Origin of the sequence: Brevibacillus sp. AF8, assembly GCF_021270385.1 — a bacterium.
Lineage (GTDB): Bacteria > Bacillota > Bacilli > Brevibacillales > Brevibacillaceae > Brevibacillus.
In genome coordinates this window covers 25521-42707 of record NZ_JAGQDN010000012.1, presented here as the reverse complement: position 1 = coordinate 42707, position 17187 = coordinate 25521, and the positions used below count along the sequence as shown (strand labels likewise).

Genomic DNA, 17187 nt, shown 5'->3' with positions numbered 1-17187 from the left:
AGCGTGGCTTTTTGTTAAATATGCGAGGGAATCACGAACGTCGGATTATGCTGGTTCAAAATATCTTCCATTCGCTGGCGCACCGTTTCTTTATAAGAGGGATCCGGCAGAATGTAAAAGCGATTGCTCTTGATCGCCAGGAAGGTGTGGTCAGCTACCTCTTTTGGAGAAATTCCTTGCTCGACACCTGAACGAATGAACTGGTCGATGGCGGTAGTCATTGGTGAGGGCTCTACGATATCTCCTGGTTTGCTGTACTCGGCTGGCCGATTGCGATAGGCGTCACATATTTGCGTCTGAACAAAGCCGGGGCATAAAACGGAAACACCAATTTTGGATTGGATCATTTTCAATTCGTGGTAGAGGGTTTCCGACAGACTGACTAACGCATGCTTGCTTACACGATAAATGCTATTCCCAGGTCCAGTATCAAGGCCAGCGAGAGAGGCGGTGTTCACGATGTGGCATTCAGTCCCTTGTTTTAACATCGTGGGTACGAAAATTTTTGTAGCGTGAATGGCCCCCCACAAGTTCACATTCATGACCCATTGCCAATCAGCGAGGGTGCTTTGCCAGATTGTCGAGCCTCCACCAACCCCTGCATTGTTGAACAATAGATGGACAGAACCAAACGAGTCTAGCGTTTTTTGTGCGAGCGTCTGGATATCTGTTTCTTTGCTAACGTCCGTTACAACGGCGAGGACAGTTGCTCCTGCTGTCTTTAACTCCTGCTCCACTCTTTGGAGTGCTGCTACATCCACATCGGCAAGAACAACCTTCATCTGCTCGTCAGCACAGCGCATTGCCAATGCACGACCGATACCGCTGGCCGCTCCGGTAATGACCGCTACTTTATTTTCAAACTGATTCATGATAGGCCTCCTTCAAATGTAATGCAAACGTATCGAAATGATGTTTTGATTATAATAGACATTTAGTGATAGTGTCTATTAAATTTTCGCACAAGTGCAATTGAGGATACTGCGAGCATGTGGTGAAAAAAGGAGCATATATTTTTGTTGAGACTTGAAAGATGGGTGAGACCAATATGAAGCGAATCGGAACGCAGCATTGGAGCGCCATAAACAGCTTGATCCCTCCTACGTCAGAACTAGTGGTCATGCCAAAGCCGCACGATCAACCAGCGGTTATCGTCGCTGATCTCGATGGAGATAATCATCAGGAGATTGCCTGTGTTTATCGCAACAAGGGCGAAATGTACGTCATGGTCGCCAAGCAGGATGAGGATCGCTGGCACCCAATCGGCAATTTCAAAGGACAAGGCTATACGGTTTCCGAATTAGTGGCTGCTCCGATTGTCAACGCCCACATGAATAGCTTATTGATTGGGTGGCAGATAGGCGGGGTATGGTCAAACATAGACATTTTGCAGTGGTCAGCGAATGGATTTATGCACATGCTCCATCAAGAGACACGAACAAGCAGGGGTGAGGTGGAGGACATGTCAGGGGTTAATGGAATGGATGGCTACGCAGAGCTTGCGCTGTGGCTACATGATAGCGGAAAAGCGTTTCAAGTAGAGGTGTATAGGTGGGACGCAGGAAATCTGGTAATCGCAGACGATGTCTATCCCTATTATTTTCAGAAGATGGTTGCCTACTATGAGTCTGTCCTCGAAGAGAGCGATTTGGCGAAGTATTGGTACTACTTGGGAGACGCGCAAAGAAAAGCAGGGATGCATGCTCAAGCTTTTCAATCTATTGAGCAAGCATTGCAGTTTCCCAATCCGTATCCTTCTCGGGAGGCTTTGCTTCGTTGGAAAAAGGAGTTGGATGGAGCAAACAGGAAAAGCTAAAAAAGCACCCATTGGCGGGTGCTTTTACTCTGTATGAGAGGGAATCGTTGTTTCCTTATTGCACTTTATAAGACATCAAAATTTCTTGTGCGAGTGGCTTCCACTCTTCCATTTGTGCCTCGGTGCAATTGAAAGTGGTCATCAGCATTTTGCCGTCGAGCTCTGTAAAGAAAATGAGGTTGTAAATTTTCGTATCAGCAGCAGGAGTCAGCAGTTCGAACACACCAACGTTTTTCCCGTTGATTTGGATTACTTCATCGCGATACCAGGTCGCATCTTTGTACATATTGGAAAACGCTTGTTTCATCGGGTCCTTCAGGTCTTTGATGAGGCTGTCCTCCTGAATAGGAGTTTCTGTATGACTAAACGCAATGTTAATGGAACCTTTTTCATCGGTATAAATCAGGGTAGGACGATTTTCCATCGGGTATTTTGTTTTTGCCATCTCTTCGGACATGACAGTAAAGCCTTTTGGAATCAAGATTTCCACTTTGTCATTCAGAACCTTTTTTGCTTCCAGCTTGTCGTTTGTTGTTGCAGTTGGAGCTGGTGTAGCAGAATCTGTTTTTGGAGCTTCAGTTGTTTTAGCAGCTTCTGTGGTTTGTGCTGCATTTTGCTCAGCTGGCTTTGTATCAGCTGGTTTGTTCGAACAAGCAGAAACAGCCAACATGGAGAGCAGCAAAGCTACGGATACTAGTTTTTTCATCTGAATTGATCCACCTTTTTATACATAATTGGAAATGTGCGGAATTTCCTTTCCGATTCTATCATGAGGTGTATAATATTGGGAATACGGGAGGTTGATTGCGAATATTCGAATAATACCACCCTCTCTTACATACCCAAGGGAACTAGGATAAAATACACCTATTTAAACTGTAGTAAAATGAGTAAAATTACCTATTTTCATATATTTTTTGTCGTAATATAACGGTTGCGAACCTTCTCTCTCAAATAATTTAACGCAAAACGCAAAAATGCCCCGTTCCACCCCATATAAATTCCGAAATTGTTTAGCTGTGCAACATGACCGAGCATGACAAAGCGCTTGAAACGGGCATTCCGACCTTTTGGCGCTTGCAGTCTGCCATTGATGCGTAGCGTACTCCATCCCCACAAATGGGTGAAGCAATAATGTAGAGCCTCAGATGACAGCTCCACATCACAATCGAGTGGATCGCATGGGGATTCGATCAACCCATCTGCTAGGGAAAAGCGAAATGTCTTTTGATAGTCTGACAAATAAAAGGTAACGGGCCTAACGATAGAGAGAAACAGCGAATGATTATTTTTTCGAATCTGTTCCTTGAAGTCCAAGCCTGCCTCGAGTAGCATGTCCCATTCGATTTTAACCGAAGAAAGAAGAGGAGGAGAGGAAGCCATCTTCTCATAGTCGCGTGCGTAGAGGGCGAGCGACTTCGCAGGATCATGCGCTTCATGTGGCGTCCACGTATCCCCGGGGTACAAAATAATTGGTTCGGCATCCGTTTCCTCCCGCAATAGGCGGTACACACTGTCTACTTTATTGATCGCATCATTCATGTAATAGTTTTCGTCGTGACAAAACCAGGCGAAGCTGGCGAAGGGAATCACGTAGAGAGGTTGAAGGACTTCCACCTGTTTTTTCACCCGGGCGAGCTTTTCCATAGCACGTTTTTTGCGGAGCAGGAAGTCTTCCTTGTTCCCAGCCCATCCCGCATACGAGAATTGCGTCCATACTAGATCGATGTCACCAACACGGTTCAGGATATCCTTGGCTTCTTGTGTGGTGCTGACCTCGCAATCGTTCAGGTTCAGGATTGTCATATCAGCTGTCTTGATGCACAGCCAGGAATCGCCGACAGGAAACGGCCGACATAAAACAGAGATATCGTCGGACAAGGAGTACCATTTGTCCGGGGAGAGCTCAATGACTTGCTGAAAGCCAAAGGCACGGCACCAATCGATCACTTTTTTATCGGTTGACTGCTGGTAGAGGATCGTAATTCGCTTGCGATACTCCTCGGGTATGGTTCGCAGGCTCTGTGGATGAAAATGATCTGGATGCTCATGAGAAAACCATATATGCGTAATCTCGGCAAAATCCTCAGATGTGAAGCGGGTTTTGGCTAATAAGCCCCAGCCGTTATCAAAGGCAGTTCCCGTAAACCAAGGATCGGTCAATAATTTGATGGAATCGTGTTCCCATAGAAACGAAGCGTGGTTGATCATTTGAAATTTCATGTGGTTTGTCTCCCTATGTATACTAGCGATTTGCTAAAAGGGATGATCCTGCCGGGGAGGAAAACGTTACAGGAATTTGAAAAATATATTTTTTCTGGGGGATGTGTCACAAGCTGTGCATGAGGAGGATCGTAACAAGTGAACAGCAATCAACGAGTCGAAAGGATGAACTGACATGAAAAAGCAAGCACTTGTTACCGTTAGCATGGTAGCACTCCTTCTCTCAGCAGTATCCCCATTCGGGATCGCACAGGCACAAACCAACATGGTAGCCGCTGCTAATAAAGCACAAGCGATCACTTTTGATCAGCTCGTCAAAGAAATGGATAAAAAACAGCCTGTCTCCATGTACATCGAATCCACGCACACATCGAAAGTGAAGCAGGGCACCCAGACCCAAAAGGCAAAAACATGGGATAACACGATCAAAGGAGAATGGAGAGAGGAAATCTCAGATGGGAAAAGGGTTCAGCATGCCGTAGGGAAGGCGGGACAGGTGGCAGCGTATCAAGAAGGCGGCAGAGGATTTATCCACTCCGCAACGATTGGCACATACGATAATGAAATCAACAGGACGAAGCGAGAGCTAAGTCGATTGAAAGTGGCGCTGCCAGATTCGAAGGTAGCGATCACCGTGAAGGAAGCACAACTGTTGAATCGAGCTGTGTATCACGTCGCGAAAAAAGAAGAGGCGAAAATCATTGGCAAGCCTCATCATTACCAGGATGACCTGTGGATCGACAAAGAAACAGGGCTGCTTCTCAAACGCACCTTCTCTCACAATCAAGCACAAGCATTTTCGTACACCGTAGACAAGGTGGATTTCCAACCCGTTTTTGATGAGAAAACATTCGAAGTGAGCATTCCAGCAGGTGTGGAGCAGAGCAAGTTTTCCCCTGAGGTGGAAAAGGGAGTAGCCGAGGTGACGAAGCTTTTCCCGGACACGGCACAGTTTTCCGATTATGATGATTACGGCATCGAAGGTAACTGGCAACTCTTGAAAATGCTTGAAGCACAAAAACGAGTGTACAGTCCGACCCCTCGCGCAGAAGCTTACGTTATCATGGATGCCCGTACAAACGAATTGGGCAAAGTCATGATCCAAAATCCAGATTGGGTTTCGAAAAAGCTCCCTGCCGAGAAGGTGGCAAAAGAGAAAGCAGCCGCTTTCCTGAAACAGCTGGTGGGCGATCAAGCAAGCCAGTATAAAGTAGAGGCAAAGGTGCAGCGGGGCGGTGGCGGTGTCAGTTTTGAAGACTATGACTATAGCTTTGTGACAGCAGACGTGACGTTCCGTCCAGCCACAGGTAAGGGAATCACGATCTCCGTGGATGAAGCAGGGCGCATCGTAGGTTTTCAGTATACGGATAAGTAAGGAAATCGGTAGGGAAGAGAGTCGCTTGCTTTTGCGGGCGACTACTTTTTTTGTCAAGATGAACGCCAAAAAGCATTCGGAATACGAATGCTTTTTACGTGTAACCAATCCTGAATTTTACCCGATAAAACGAATAATCTCTTCTTTCGCTTGTCGGGTTTTCACACGAGGTTCATTTTTCCGGTAGCCAAAAGCCACCATGCAAGCGACGCCGAAGCGCTCTCTGTCGAGGAGCCCCTCCGCCGCAAGGATATCCTCGACCTTTTCTTTTGCAAAGCCTTCAATAGGGCAGGAATCAATGCCGATCATCGCAGCAGACGTCATCATATTGCCAAGCGCGATGTAGGTCTGTCTGGATGCCCATTCGAACATGACTCGCTCGTCTTCAAACAGGGTGAAATCGTTTTTCAGGAAGTGATCGTAAGCAGCGCCTTTTTGTTGTACGACGTTTTCCGGCAAGTCCTGCGTGTCTTTCATCATATGCTGGATATATTCGGAATCCGCGGCCATTTCTTGTTTGGTCCGCGCCAGTACGATGACGAAATGGCTTGCGGTCGGCAGTTGCTTTTGCGCACCCCATGTTACCGGTAACAGCTTCTCTCTAAGAGTCGGATCTTGCAGCACGAGGAAGTTCCATGGTTCAAAACCAAAGGAGCTGGGCGACAGGCGAGCTGTCTCCATAATAAAGTCAAAGTCTTCAGCCGTAATTTTTTTAGCTGCATCAAACTCCTTGCAGGCATGTCTGAATTGATAAGCTTCTATAATTTGATCTTTACGCATGATGTCAGTCCTTCTTTCGCATAAGTTTATGAAACCGTTGATAGAAAATGGGTGATTTCCTCAACGAGGTCTCTCCCTTAAAAGTGTTTTACAAAACTGAGCATACCGAATACACTAAAGAAAAGTAAGTACGCACTTTTTCGGTTAATACTTACGAAAAGGGAAGTGAGTGGGATGAAGAAGAAACCAGCGATGAGGTACCTATTAAATGGCAAGGAATATCCTTGCCCGATCGAGCTTGCCGTCTCGGTTTTTGCGGGAAGATGGAAGGTATCAATCATTTGTCAGCTGTTCAAAGGGAAAAAAAGGTACGGAGAGTTAAAGAAAAATATAATTGGTGTGAATCATAAAATGCTGGCAGAGCAATTGCGAGAGTTGGAGGAAGCAGGGATCGTCAAGCGTGAAGTGTATCCGGTCGTTCCGCCAAAAGTAGAGTACGAGTTGACCGAGCTGGGCCAAGGCTTGGGGCCTGTCATTGAGTATTTGCGAGAATGGGGAGAACATTTTCATACAGAGGCACCAGATGAGTCTCTATCTACTGCTCACGGGTCATGAAAATCGCCACCTGAAAGGGTGGTTTTTTTATTTGTAACCTCCCGGTGGTTTTTCCGACTATTACATAGGACAAAAAACAAACACAAAATTCCTTGGGAGGGAACAATTGTGAAACATACAAAGAAATTGGCAAGCACGTTATTAATGGCAAGCCTGTTGGCGACAACTCCGTTATGGCTACAACACCCGAAGATGACCGTACAAGCTGCGGACAATCACTACTCAAACAACGGGGTAATTACAGGTTTTCAGGTGCGTCGTGGTACAGAGACGGCCAGATCTACACAGCATCAGAACAATCCAGTAAATGCTCAGCTTAGCTATGAGGAGGCCAAGGAAAAAGCCGTTCAGTTTTTGCAGCCTTATCTGGACAGCCGTGTGAAGGAGTTGAAGACCGACGAAACCGAGATGTCGATGCCTTCTGCAACGGCGTACAGCTTCACCTTTTACGTCCTTCATAATGGGGTGATTGTTGCTGATCAGCAATACCTCGTCAATGTGGATGGGCAAACTGGGGAGATCGTCAATTTCATGGACTATTTCACGAGTCCGACTGAATCCTTCCCGGAATTGGATACAGTCATATCGAGGAAAGAAGCAGCCAAGCAATTTTTGCAGAGCCATCCGGTTGAATTGGGGTATGTGCTACCGATAGCAGATGGGAAGCCGCAACAAAAGCCGCTTCTGGTTTATACGGTGGACACGATTTCTGGCTTTAGGCTGGATGCAGTAACAGGAAAGGAATTCAAATAAGCATAGGTGATCCCGCTTCTCATCAAGAGGGGCGGGGTTTTTAGTGGCTCGGGGGAAGTAAAATAGCAATCCGTATTTACCCAAGAGCTAAGGGATTATATGAAAAAATGGAATAATATGTAACGTAAATAATTTCCCTCCGTCTTACCATTGGTAAGGTCAAACAAATTGACCTGGGGCTGGTCTACGTGTGGGAGCAGTATGATGGTCAAAGAGCTCCCGAACCGCAACTAGTCTATCAACGCAAATGGAAGAATGGCTATAGCTTTATCGATGCTTCGACAGGGAAGCTCGTCAAAGTGTCCCGCCAATAAATGACATAACTAACAGCCGATTTGCTCTCGGAGCAATATCGGCTTTTTTAGTGCGCCTAGCATGGGCGTCGTCTCTAGGGTGAAAGTCCCGAACGGGGGCGTTTATTAGTTAATGATAAAAAAAAATCCCCGATTTATAGAAAAAGTTAACATGTTACCAAAAATTCCCAATAATGTAGGTAAGGGCATTCTGGTAGTTCTGTATAGATGATCTGTCGATTCATTCTACGTATGAATCAGGTCCATTTATCGACGGAATATTCAGCATGCCATTAAAAAGGGGGGGCGATCTTCATGAACCTATAGAGGAAACCATTCCAGCAGGATAACAACTTCTAAATCGGGAGGAACATTTATGCAAAGAAGTTTTAAAGGCCTGTTCACGTCTGTTTTTTCTTTGATTTGTGTTTTGTACTTTCAAACGGATGTTTTTGCCGCACCCGCATACGATGGAGTTGTCAAAATGAAGCAACCCTCTGGTGAATCGTTTCAAGCCGTGATGCATGGGGATGAATGGTTCCATTGGGCAAGTACAAAGGATGGTGATGTACTTTTACAAGATCAGGAGGGATATTGGAATTACGCTGAACTCACATCAGATGATCTGCAATCGACGGGGATAAAATATAAAATTGACGAAAAGCCTTCAGAAGCGGTAAATGAGAAAAATTTGATGGAATGGATAAATGAGTACGACCCTCAAGCAACTAAAAAACAGGAGTTCATGAATGAGCTTCAACAAGAATTTTCGGGATCGCCAGAAAAAAATATTGACGGAAGTATCACGCCAGTTTCAGGAACCCAAAAATTGCTTGTTTTGTTAATTGGATTTACAGATGTTGATATCGCCTATAACGATAACGATTGGAGCAACAAATTCTTTTCTGCAAATCAAAAGTCGGTAAAGAATTACTATAATGAAGTGAGTAATGGAAAAGCACAGATCACCCCAGCATCCGAAATATATGGTACGCAAAATGATGGAGTTGTGAAAGTAAGATTAGATTACGCTCATCCGGATACATCGGGAAAAGACATTAGGACGGTTATAACAGATGCACTGGATAAAGCGGATCCTGTGGTGAACTTTGCTAGTTTTGATACCAATAATGATCAAGTCATCGACTCTAAAGATAGCTTCTACATTGTAACTGTTCTTGCTGGTAATGAAGAGGCTAGTGGTGGTGCAGTGCCAAATATTTGGGCACATCAGTGGTATGCTCCCAACACCAATCATGATGGTGTTACAGTATCAGGTATGTATACGACGCAGGGTGAAAAGCAATTTGGTCATATGGCAACGATGGGTATCACTGCTCATGAATTGGGTCATTCCTTGGGCCTTCCGGATCTCTATGGTGCTAATAATCATGTGGGTGGTCTAAGTATAATGGCAAATGGAACCTGGAATAATCTCCAAGGAGAAGAACCTGGAACGACACCCACTCATATGGATGCCTGGTCAAAAGCAAAATTAGGATTTGTAACACCAACTGTAGTAAATGCCACAAACAATTTTACGTTACAAGCCATCCCGAATAATTATAATGTTTTAAAGGTTCCTTTAAAGGATAATACGTATTTTTTAGTTGAGAATCGCGAAAAAGTTGGATATGATGCTAGCTTGCAAACAGTTTCTGGAGGCATCGCGGTTTGGCACATTGATGAATCCATGAGTAATAACACGAATGATCCTCATCCTTTCATTGACATAGAGCAATCCGTGAGTGAATACCAAGACCCATTCTATTACACGAATAATAATCATGCTGCTACTTTTAGTCCAGACACCAATCCGAACAGCAATACCTACACGGGAGAAAAATCGGGAGTAACGATTACGACGACAAGCACAAGTAATTCTGCCATGAATGTGGCAGTCACAGCAGGAGAAGCCGGTCAGATTCCGAAAACGAATTGGACGCTAAAATACGTAGACAGCGATGAATTGTACAATGAAGCTCCGAAAGCCTTTGATGGAAACAACAGCACGTTTTGGCACACGAAATGGAGCCCTGTAGCTCCAATGCCCCACGAGATTCAAATTGACTTGGGTGCAACGTATAGCATTTCCAAATTTAGTTACATGCCCAGACAAGATGGTCAAGTGAACGGAACGATCAAGAACTATGAGTTCTACGTCAGCAGTGATGGAGTGAATTGGGGAACAGCTGTAGCCACAGGTACCTTTGCAAATGATACCACGTTGAAAGAAGTCAGCTTTGCAGCCAAGACAGGTCGCTACATTAAACTGCGTGCCTTAAGCGAGGTAAACAATAACCCATGGACAAGTGCTGCTGAACTCAATGTATTTGGGCAATAATGTATTGTGAGGGTAGCTATCGCAATCAGGGATACGCTACCCAAAAAGGTTATCATCTGCTGAAAGTTTCATTCGGCATTTGATAACCTTTTTATTCGATACCAATCCACAGTGTCGAGACAACAAAAAACAGTCCCCGCAGAATGTATTCCGCAGAAACTGTTTTCAAACTTCATGCTTCCTTCATAAACTTCGCTACCCCGTTAAAAATCCAACTTGCACCATCTCCCGCAGAGTGCTGAAGCAATTGTTCAGACCCATGCATTTCTGCATACTGCTGTTCCTCTGCGGTAATCGGAATCATCCATAACAGATTTACAGAATCGCCAGCCATGAGCGGAAACGGAATGGTCGGTGCATCCTCAGGTTTTGCCAGCAGCATAGAGGAGAAGTGGCTATTAATCTGACTGATTTCCTGGCATGGAATGGTGTGACCTTGTGCGAGGAAGGTCATATACGACCACGGCAGAGAGGTTTGGCCGCTGATGTAGGCCAGCAATTGTTGTTCGTTTTGGGCGAGCCATTTGGTTTCGCAGGCAAAGGCCAGCTCGAATCGTCGCAACTGCTCCGTTTCTTCTGTATACTGCTCGACTTTTGGCTGACGCAAAATAGATACGCCGAGGGTCATCGCATAGGTAACGTCGCCTTTTTCGATGGTCACCAATGCTTTCGGGGGCCAGTGTCCGCCGTCGATGCCGTAATACTGTTTAATTGGGCCAAGAGTCGAGGTAATCGCGTCCATGAACTGGTGCTGGATGTCAGGCCAAGGGTTGCCATCCCAGCTCGCCCAAAAATGCTGGGCAGCCTCGATGCGGGCAAACATGGCGTTCGTTTCTGGTGTTCCCAGCGGAAAGCATAAATCAGATTCTCCGGTGCAATCTCGCGCATACGAAGGATAGTGCGAGCCGTCCGGGGAAGGACCAGCCCAACCGGGAATTACACACAGCACCTCATCCTCATACAAAAGTGCCGCTGCATCGCCTTCCTCCAGCCAAACGATTGAGAGCTGCTCCGGGTCCAGTCTGTCTGCTCCATCCGGATGAGCGCAGCAATCGCGTGGAAGCATGGGAGCTTGACCATCCTCCATGGCAGCGAAATCGATCGAGTCCGGTGCAGGTCCGTAATTTCTTACCCAACAAGAGCGAATGCTGGCATGCTCCTCACCGGGATAATCCCACAAATAAAAAAAGACGCCGTTCTCATCCTCTTCCACAATAGCTTGAATCGGACAAATGGGGGAAAACTCCTCTAATAGGATGTTTTTCAAAGGTTTCACCTTCAATCGTCGTGATAGATTTGCCGATAACTAAAAAGATTTGTGCTTGATTAAACAGGGTTAGGATACCATAATTGACTATTGATTACAAAATTCAGCACTTTAGAAATGTTTGCCCAGCAAAGGAGGTTGCCAGATGAATCAATGCACCATCTATGTCTCCATCCAACAATGCGAGAAAGTTGTCGATGCCATTGTCGAGGCTTTTCGTGATCAATTGGTAGAGGTATCCGCAGACGAGCGGGCCGTGACCGTGACCGATAAAAAATGGTTTAGCAAGAGCAAGATTACTTTCAATCTTATGCGCGAGGACGATGACCAAGAAGAGTTTCTCCAGATGAAAAAAGGGATGTACGGCTACTTCGCACAGATTGAAACAACCCACGAGAAGGTCCAGCAAAAGCTGTTGTACCAAATCACAGCGCTTAATGTGGCGGTAGGAATCGTGGCGAGCAAGGAAATCGATCAGAAGACGTTTGCGTCCATTATGGCGATTGCCGAAGAAGTACATGGGATCGTCTTTCTCCCTACCGGAGATATGCTCGATAAACAAGGAAGGCTGATTCTCAATACAGCAGGAGAATCCGAAGTAGACGATTTTCTGGTGACGGTCAGTGTAGACCTGATCGATGGACATATTCAGCCCTCCCAGTCAGGAGAAGCTCGCAAGGAGCGGAGCATCAAGCTATTGCAGGAGCAAGGCATTCCGTACATCCCGCATCTTCCTGTCATCGTAGGGGATGAGGACGCTGTCATCAGGAGCAAGGATGAGATTGTTCAGCGAGCGATTGCCCTGTGCTTGATTGCGGTATATGCCGGCGGGATTGCCGAAAACGGACAACTCAAGGAAGAGCGGGAGTTCATCGAGGGCATTATTGAGCAGTTTGGCGCTGCTGAATTCTTTACGGAAAAAGAGAGAGACTTCTTGAATGATCCACAGCCAGACCGAACCGATATGATTCAGATGATTTGGATGTACGAATGCTACTGGGTACTGCTGTGGGCACTCGGCTATGTGGACGAGCTCCATTTCCCGGATGAGATTTGTGATGTGAATACGGCGATTGACGCTCTCAGAAGCGCAGGTGACTATGACACCTTCTACAGCAATGCGGTTGTGAGGAGCAAGCAAGAGATTCTCGACCAGGCAGATTTAATCTACCGCTATGACTGGGCATGTGTGGATGCGCGTATCAACAATCGTGTGGTTGCAGGCGGTTTGAATGACGAAGTAGTTGTGGAAAGACACAGAGCATTGAATTGGCTGGTTCGTTACATGGAGGACGACTGGGATCATGTCTCGATGGATACATAGGCTGTATTCGCGAAAATGTGGGACACCTAGTGTGATCTTCCTAGCAGGAATGGGCGATAGCGGTGAGACATGGAAGATCGTTCAAGACCGCATCTCGCAGGAAGCGTCTACCTTATCCTATGATCGGGCGGGGATTGGCAGGAGTCCAGCGCCAGAAGTCGTATCCCGGACATGCCGTGATCTGGTCGAGGAGCTGTATGACTTGCTGCAAGAGATAAAGGTGGAGACGCCTTGTATTTTGGTCGGACATTCTTTTGGCGGTTTGGTTGCCAGATTGTTTGCGAGCCTGTATCCGCAGCTTGTTTCGGGGCTGGTTTTGGTGGACGCTGCTCCTGAATATAAGGAGCTCGCCTATGAAAAGGTTTTACCTGACAACCTGATCGCAGCCAATCGAGACTATTACGAGAATCCGATGCGAAACAGCGAGAAGATCGATAAAATACGGAGCTATCAAGAGATTGTTGACTATTTTCGGCAAAGCGACATACCTGTCACGATTATTACGAGAGGCTTACCGGACGTGTGGGACGAGGAATGGCCGAACGAGGAAATCTTAGCAATCGATCAACGTCTGCAGGCCAATTTCACTACAACTTCAAGCAAGCAAAGAATAGCTACTCGCAGCGGGCACTATATTCATCACGATGAACCGGAAATGGTGATTGAGGAAATTTTGATTATGGTAAGGGGGATGAACACATGACCGATACAAGAACCCAGCTTGTGCTGGATCTGCAAAGATTGGAACAGGAACAATACCAGCTGCGTGAAGGGGAACAACTGGAGGATTTCGTCGGACGATTGTTGCAATACATTGGGGACCCTGACCCGGAATTGCGGGATAATCTCATCTACCCGGCATTTTATTATTGGATTCTCGATGAAGACAAGCTAACAGAGGCGCAATTGCGCAGCCTCCTGCGAGAGCTGACCGACGAAAAGCATTTGTTCTATCAGATCGGCAGCGAGGGTGATCCATCTGTATTTACGAGGACATTCTCTGCATTGCCGATTGCCTTGATTTTACGCCGTCACAGGCAGAAGCCATTTATGGAGCTTGCCGATTTCCAGCACGTCAAAAATGCTATGCTCCGCTATTTTGAAGAGGAACAGGATTTGCGTGGCTATTTGTCCGAGGGAGGCTGGGCTCACAGTACTGCGCACGGTGCAGACGTATTCGTAGAGCTGGTGCAGTGCCCAGAGAGCGATGAAGCCGTACAGCGAGACGTTCTTCAAGCGATCCAGGGCGTGCTGCATAACGGAAAGCACATTTTCAATGACGAAGAGGACGAACGTCTCGCGAGCATCGTAGATACGATGATGGAGAAAGACTTGCTTCCAGAACAGGAACTCATTGACTGGATCAATAGTCTAGCAAGCTGTGCCGAGCTGCCAAAAAGTCGTACTCAAGTTATCGCTCGGGTGAACAGCAAGAACTTTTTGCGCTGTCTCTATTTCAGAAGGGCAAGAGATAGCCGTGAAAACGAGCTGGTGATTGCCATGCTTGCTGCCGTAACGAAATGTAACAGGTTTGCGATCAGTTAATGAATGAAGGTTGATACCGTATTAGACGGCATCAACCTTTTCTTTTTTATACGAGGTTTTAAAAGGTAGCGATTGAACCAACAAAGCTGCCTACCCAGTCGGAACTTCAAAAAGGGGACCGCGCTTGTCGAACACTTCTTCTTCGAGAACCTTCCGCCCGTAGGGTGGCTTTGGCTCGACGGTCCCCTTTTTGAAGTGGAGACGGACAGTCAATCTTCCTTGCCGGCGTGTCAGAGTCGAAGAGAACTGCGCTTTTTCTTCTCCTCCACTGATTGACAATCCCTTACTAGTACTATATAGTACTAATTATGAAACGAACCTCAAACCGTGACCATGTTATCGCCACTGCATCCAATTTGTTTTTGCAAAAAGGACTCATGAATACCAGCATGGATGACGTCGTAGCACAGAGCAAAGTCTCCAAGTCCAACATTTACTACCACTTCAAAAGCAAGGAGGAGCTCGTCGTAGCTGTACTCGGCTACAGAATCAACGTCCTGAGAGGAGCACTGGAAGCCATCTTGCAACGGACAGACCTGTCTGTTTCCGCACGAGTAGGGCTGATTTTTACCACCATCGCAGAAGAACTGGAGGGCCGCTCCTGTGTAGGAGGCTGTCCTATCCTTTCCTTGCTGTCGGCACAAATACCAGAGGTCAAAGCGCGAATCAACGAGTTCCTGATCGAATGGCAGAACCTAGCGGAAAAGCTGCTCGTGGAGGGAATCGCCCGTGGAGAATTCAAGGAAAATATCTCGATTCAGCAAACGGCAGTCTTGTTCGTGACCATTATGGAGGGAGCGATGCTCATGGCTGAATCGCAGGGTCATGCACAGGTACTCGTAGGCGCAGGTCAGACACTTCTACACTTGATTCAAGTGTAGGATTTTTTTGAAGTGAATTAGTACTGACTAGTTCTATAAATATAAAGGAGGCAGAAACAATGGCTGTCGTTTTTGTAACAGGTGCGACTGGATTTATCGGCAAGGAGGTAACAAAGCAGCTGGCCCGGTCCGGTCATACCGTACTGGCGCTGGTTCGTTCGCCCGAGAAGTGGGATGAATTGCTGATGCAGATGACACCTACAGAGAGGTCTAATTGCAAGGCCGTGAGGGGTGATTTGCGAAAGGAGGGCTTGGGATTATCAGCGAGCGATTACGAGCAGGTATTGCGCGCAACTATTATCATCCATGCAGGTGCCCCGATGGATATTTCGCTGGATGAAACGGTGGCGAGGGAATTGATTTTACAAGGAGCAAGTCACCTTGCAGCACTAGCGAACGAATTGCATAAACAACAGCGTCTACAAAAGCTGATTCATATCGTTGGCTACATGAGTCCGTTTGACGATGAGAGTGGAAAGCTGGCGACAGATGTTTTTGCGCCAACCGATTTTTATCGAGAGGCAGGGGGCTACGAGAAATACAAGTTTCTGGCAGATCTATACCTCAGACAAGAGGCGTATCAAAAAGGAATGCCGCTGGTCGTGGTAAATCCGTGTACGATCATAGGCCCGCGAAGCACCGGGAACACAGAACAAACAGATGGATTCGGGCTCGTGATCAGCTCCATGCGGCGTGGTAAGATCCCTGTTCTTCCCGGTGGTAAGGAGTGGTGGCTGCCCTTGCTTTCCGTCGACGATTTTGCCCAGGTCATTGTGGGGATTGTAGAGACAAATCACATCGAGCATCAAACGTATTACGCCTTAAATGAGCGGAGTGCCACGCCAGCTTTTTCAGAGCTGATTTCGTTGATGGCTAAAGAATTACGGATGAAGCCACCAACCATTCCTTTCCCGGTATCGGTCTTGAAAAAAATTCTCCATAACGGCGGCAGCCGCTTGCTCGGGGTACCTGCCAATTCGATGGATTTTCTCGTAAAGAAAGACTTCCCGCTCGCTCCCTTTCAGCAAATGAAAGCGAAAAAAAGCATCGATGCATACGACGTAGCGGCGTATCTTCCCAGTGTGATTGCCGATCTCGACTACCGTTTGTCGGTCAAGGATCAGAAAGTACCTCCTCACTTTCACCGAGAGCAAATCGCAGGCATGGCCGCGTACAAGAAAGAAGGCTCGGGTACTCCGTGGCTGCTCGTGCACGGGCTTTTCAGTGAGATGAGCGATTTACTCCCGCTCGCTGAACAGCTGGGTGAACAGGAAGTATGGTTACTGGATTTGCCCGGATTTGGCAGATCGCCCTATCACCATCACGAAAAACCGATCGAGGGCTTTATCGAGGCAGTGGCCGAGGCATTGCGACAGCTGCCATCTCCGGTTCATCTTGCAGGACATTCATTTGGCGGGTTTTTGGCATGGGAGGCAGCAAAGCGAGTACCGGAAAAAATCGAGAAGCTATACCTTTTGCAGCCACCCCTGCATGCCCCGAAGTATTCTCGGCTGCAGGCGGGATTGGGGAAGAGTCCAGCCCTCCTTCAGCTTTTTTTGCAAAAGCAGTTAACGTCAGCCAAATTGGAAAAAGCAATGCTTGAGCAAGGGGTATTTCAGTCTACGTATGAAATGCCAAAAGGCTATGTAGAAAAGGCAGGGAAGCTCCTGCAATCCCCGCGCATCAGCAAGACGCATACAGACGTGCTGCGCTACTTTATGAACGAATTCCGGCAAATGGCGGTAGCGACACAGCCTCTCCCTTTTCCAGTCCAGATCGTATGGGGGACACAGGATAAAACGTATCAGATGACAAAAGGAACAGAGGGTGCATTCAGGGGAGCAAATGTAGAGATCGAAAGGCTCTCCGTCGCGCATCATTTTCCGCTCAGCCATCCACAGCTAACGGCAAACGTATTGCTACAGATGAGGCACGGCAAGGAATGAGGACGGAACGATTCTTCAGAAGGGCATGGTAGAAAGGGACCATGCTCTTTTTGAATGAAGTAAGAAAAAAACGAGTTGAACTTTC

General features: G+C 46.9%; 16 protein-coding genes. 11 read left to right on the top strand and 5 right to left on the bottom strand.

Annotation, left to right across the window (positions count from 1 at the left end; translation table 11 throughout):
* Nucleotides 1-14 precede the first annotated feature (14 nt).
* Entirely contained in the window at nt 15-872 is an 858-nt protein-coding gene (locus tag KB186_RS16530; RefSeq protein WP_232774000.1) for an SDR family NAD(P)-dependent oxidoreductase, read from the bottom strand.
* Nucleotides 873-1048: 176 nt separating this feature from the next.
* Here KB186_RS16530 and KB186_RS16525 point away from each other — a divergent pair, with 176 nt between their 5' ends.
* Nucleotides 1049-1816: a hypothetical protein gene (locus KB186_RS16525; protein WP_232773999.1), complete on the top strand. Its 768-nt coding sequence runs from the start codon at nt 1049-1051 to the stop codon at nt 1814-1816.
* Nucleotides 1817-1871: 55 nt separating this feature from the next.
* Here the strand turns inward: KB186_RS16525 and KB186_RS16520 are convergent, their stop codons facing one another.
* On the bottom strand, nt 1872-2522 hold the full coding sequence (locus tag KB186_RS16520; protein WP_173611123.1) for a hypothetical protein: 651 nt from the start codon (nt 2520-2522) through the stop codon (nt 1872-1874).
* A gap of 200 nt (nt 2523-2722) precedes the next feature.
* On the bottom strand, nt 2723-4039 hold the full coding sequence (locus KB186_RS16515; protein WP_221868289.1) for an MBL fold metallo-hydrolase: 1317 nt from the start codon (nt 4037-4039) through the stop codon (nt 2723-2725).
* Nucleotides 4040-4214: 175 nt separating this feature from the next.
* Here KB186_RS16515 and KB186_RS16510 point away from each other — a divergent pair, with 175 nt between their 5' ends.
* The gene (locus KB186_RS16510; protein ID WP_173611125.1) at nt 4215-5414 is read left to right on the top strand and encodes a hypothetical protein; all 1200 of its coding nucleotides are present in this window, start codon (nt 4215-4217) and stop codon (nt 5412-5414) included.
* 117 nt (nt 5415-5531) lie between these two features.
* Here KB186_RS16510 and KB186_RS16505 read toward each other — a convergent pair whose 3' ends face one another.
* The gene (locus tag KB186_RS16505; protein ID WP_173611126.1) at nt 5532-6194 is read right to left on the bottom strand and encodes an NAD(P)H-dependent oxidoreductase; all 663 of its coding nucleotides are present in this window, start codon (nt 6192-6194) and stop codon (nt 5532-5534) included.
* A 174-nt stretch (nt 6195-6368) separates the two neighbouring features.
* Here KB186_RS16505 and KB186_RS16500 point away from each other — a divergent pair, with 174 nt between their 5' ends.
* From KB186_RS16500 to KB186_RS16490, 4 genes are all read left to right on the top strand, one after another.
* Nucleotides 6369-6749, top strand: coding sequence for a winged helix-turn-helix transcriptional regulator (locus KB186_RS16500; RefSeq protein WP_173611127.1), 381 nt, complete (start codon nt 6369-6371; stop codon nt 6747-6749).
* Nucleotides 6750-6857: 108 nt separating this feature from the next.
* Nucleotides 6858-7502, top strand: coding sequence for a YcdB/YcdC domain-containing protein (locus KB186_RS16495; RefSeq protein ID WP_173611128.1), 645 nt, complete (start codon nt 6858-6860; stop codon nt 7500-7502).
* A 188-nt stretch (nt 7503-7690) separates the two neighbouring features.
* A complete protein-coding gene (locus tag KB186_RS28295) occupies nt 7691-7816 on the top strand; it encodes a hypothetical protein (protein ID WP_255688830.1) in 126 nt (41 codons plus the stop codon).
* Between the two features lie 355 nt (nt 7817-8171).
* Nucleotides 8172-10139: a M6 family metalloprotease domain-containing protein gene (locus KB186_RS16490; RefSeq protein WP_232773998.1), complete on the top strand. Its 1968-nt coding sequence runs from the start codon at nt 8172-8174 to the stop codon at nt 10137-10139.
* 172 nt (nt 10140-10311) lie between these two features.
* Here the strand turns inward: KB186_RS16490 and KB186_RS16485 are convergent, their stop codons facing one another.
* Nucleotides 10312-11415, bottom strand: coding sequence for a suppressor of fused domain protein (locus KB186_RS16485; protein WP_232773997.1), 1104 nt, complete (start codon nt 11413-11415; stop codon nt 10312-10314).
* A gap of 136 nt (nt 11416-11551) precedes the next feature.
* Between KB186_RS16485 and KB186_RS16480 the strand changes: the two genes are divergently transcribed.
* The 5 genes from KB186_RS16480 to KB186_RS16460 all read left to right on the top strand — a co-directional run bounded on the left by KB186_RS16480 (nt 11552) and on the right by KB186_RS16460 (nt 17102).
* Complete coding sequence (locus KB186_RS16480) at nt 11552-12730, top strand: DUF4272 domain-containing protein (RefSeq protein ID WP_232773996.1); 1179 nt, start codon at nt 11552-11554, stop codon at nt 12728-12730.
* Entirely contained in the window at nt 12711-13433 is a 723-nt protein-coding gene (locus tag KB186_RS16475) for an alpha/beta fold hydrolase (RefSeq protein ID WP_232773995.1), read from the top strand. Before KB186_RS16480 ends, KB186_RS16475 begins: the two co-directional genes overlap by 20 nt.
* On the top strand, nt 13430-14275 hold the full coding sequence (locus KB186_RS16470) for a DUF2785 domain-containing protein (RefSeq protein WP_173611133.1): 846 nt from the start codon (nt 13430-13432) through the stop codon (nt 14273-14275). Before KB186_RS16475 ends, KB186_RS16470 begins: the two co-directional genes overlap by 4 nt.
* Nucleotides 14276-14583: 308 nt before the next feature.
* Entirely contained in the window at nt 14584-15156 is a 573-nt protein-coding gene (locus KB186_RS16465) for a TetR/AcrR family transcriptional regulator (protein WP_088909545.1), read from the top strand.
* A gap of 59 nt (nt 15157-15215) precedes the next feature.
* On the top strand, nt 15216-17102 hold the full coding sequence (locus KB186_RS16460; RefSeq protein WP_221868296.1) for an alpha/beta fold hydrolase: 1887 nt from the start codon (nt 15216-15218) through the stop codon (nt 17100-17102).
* Nucleotides 17103-17187 lie beyond the last annotated feature (85 nt).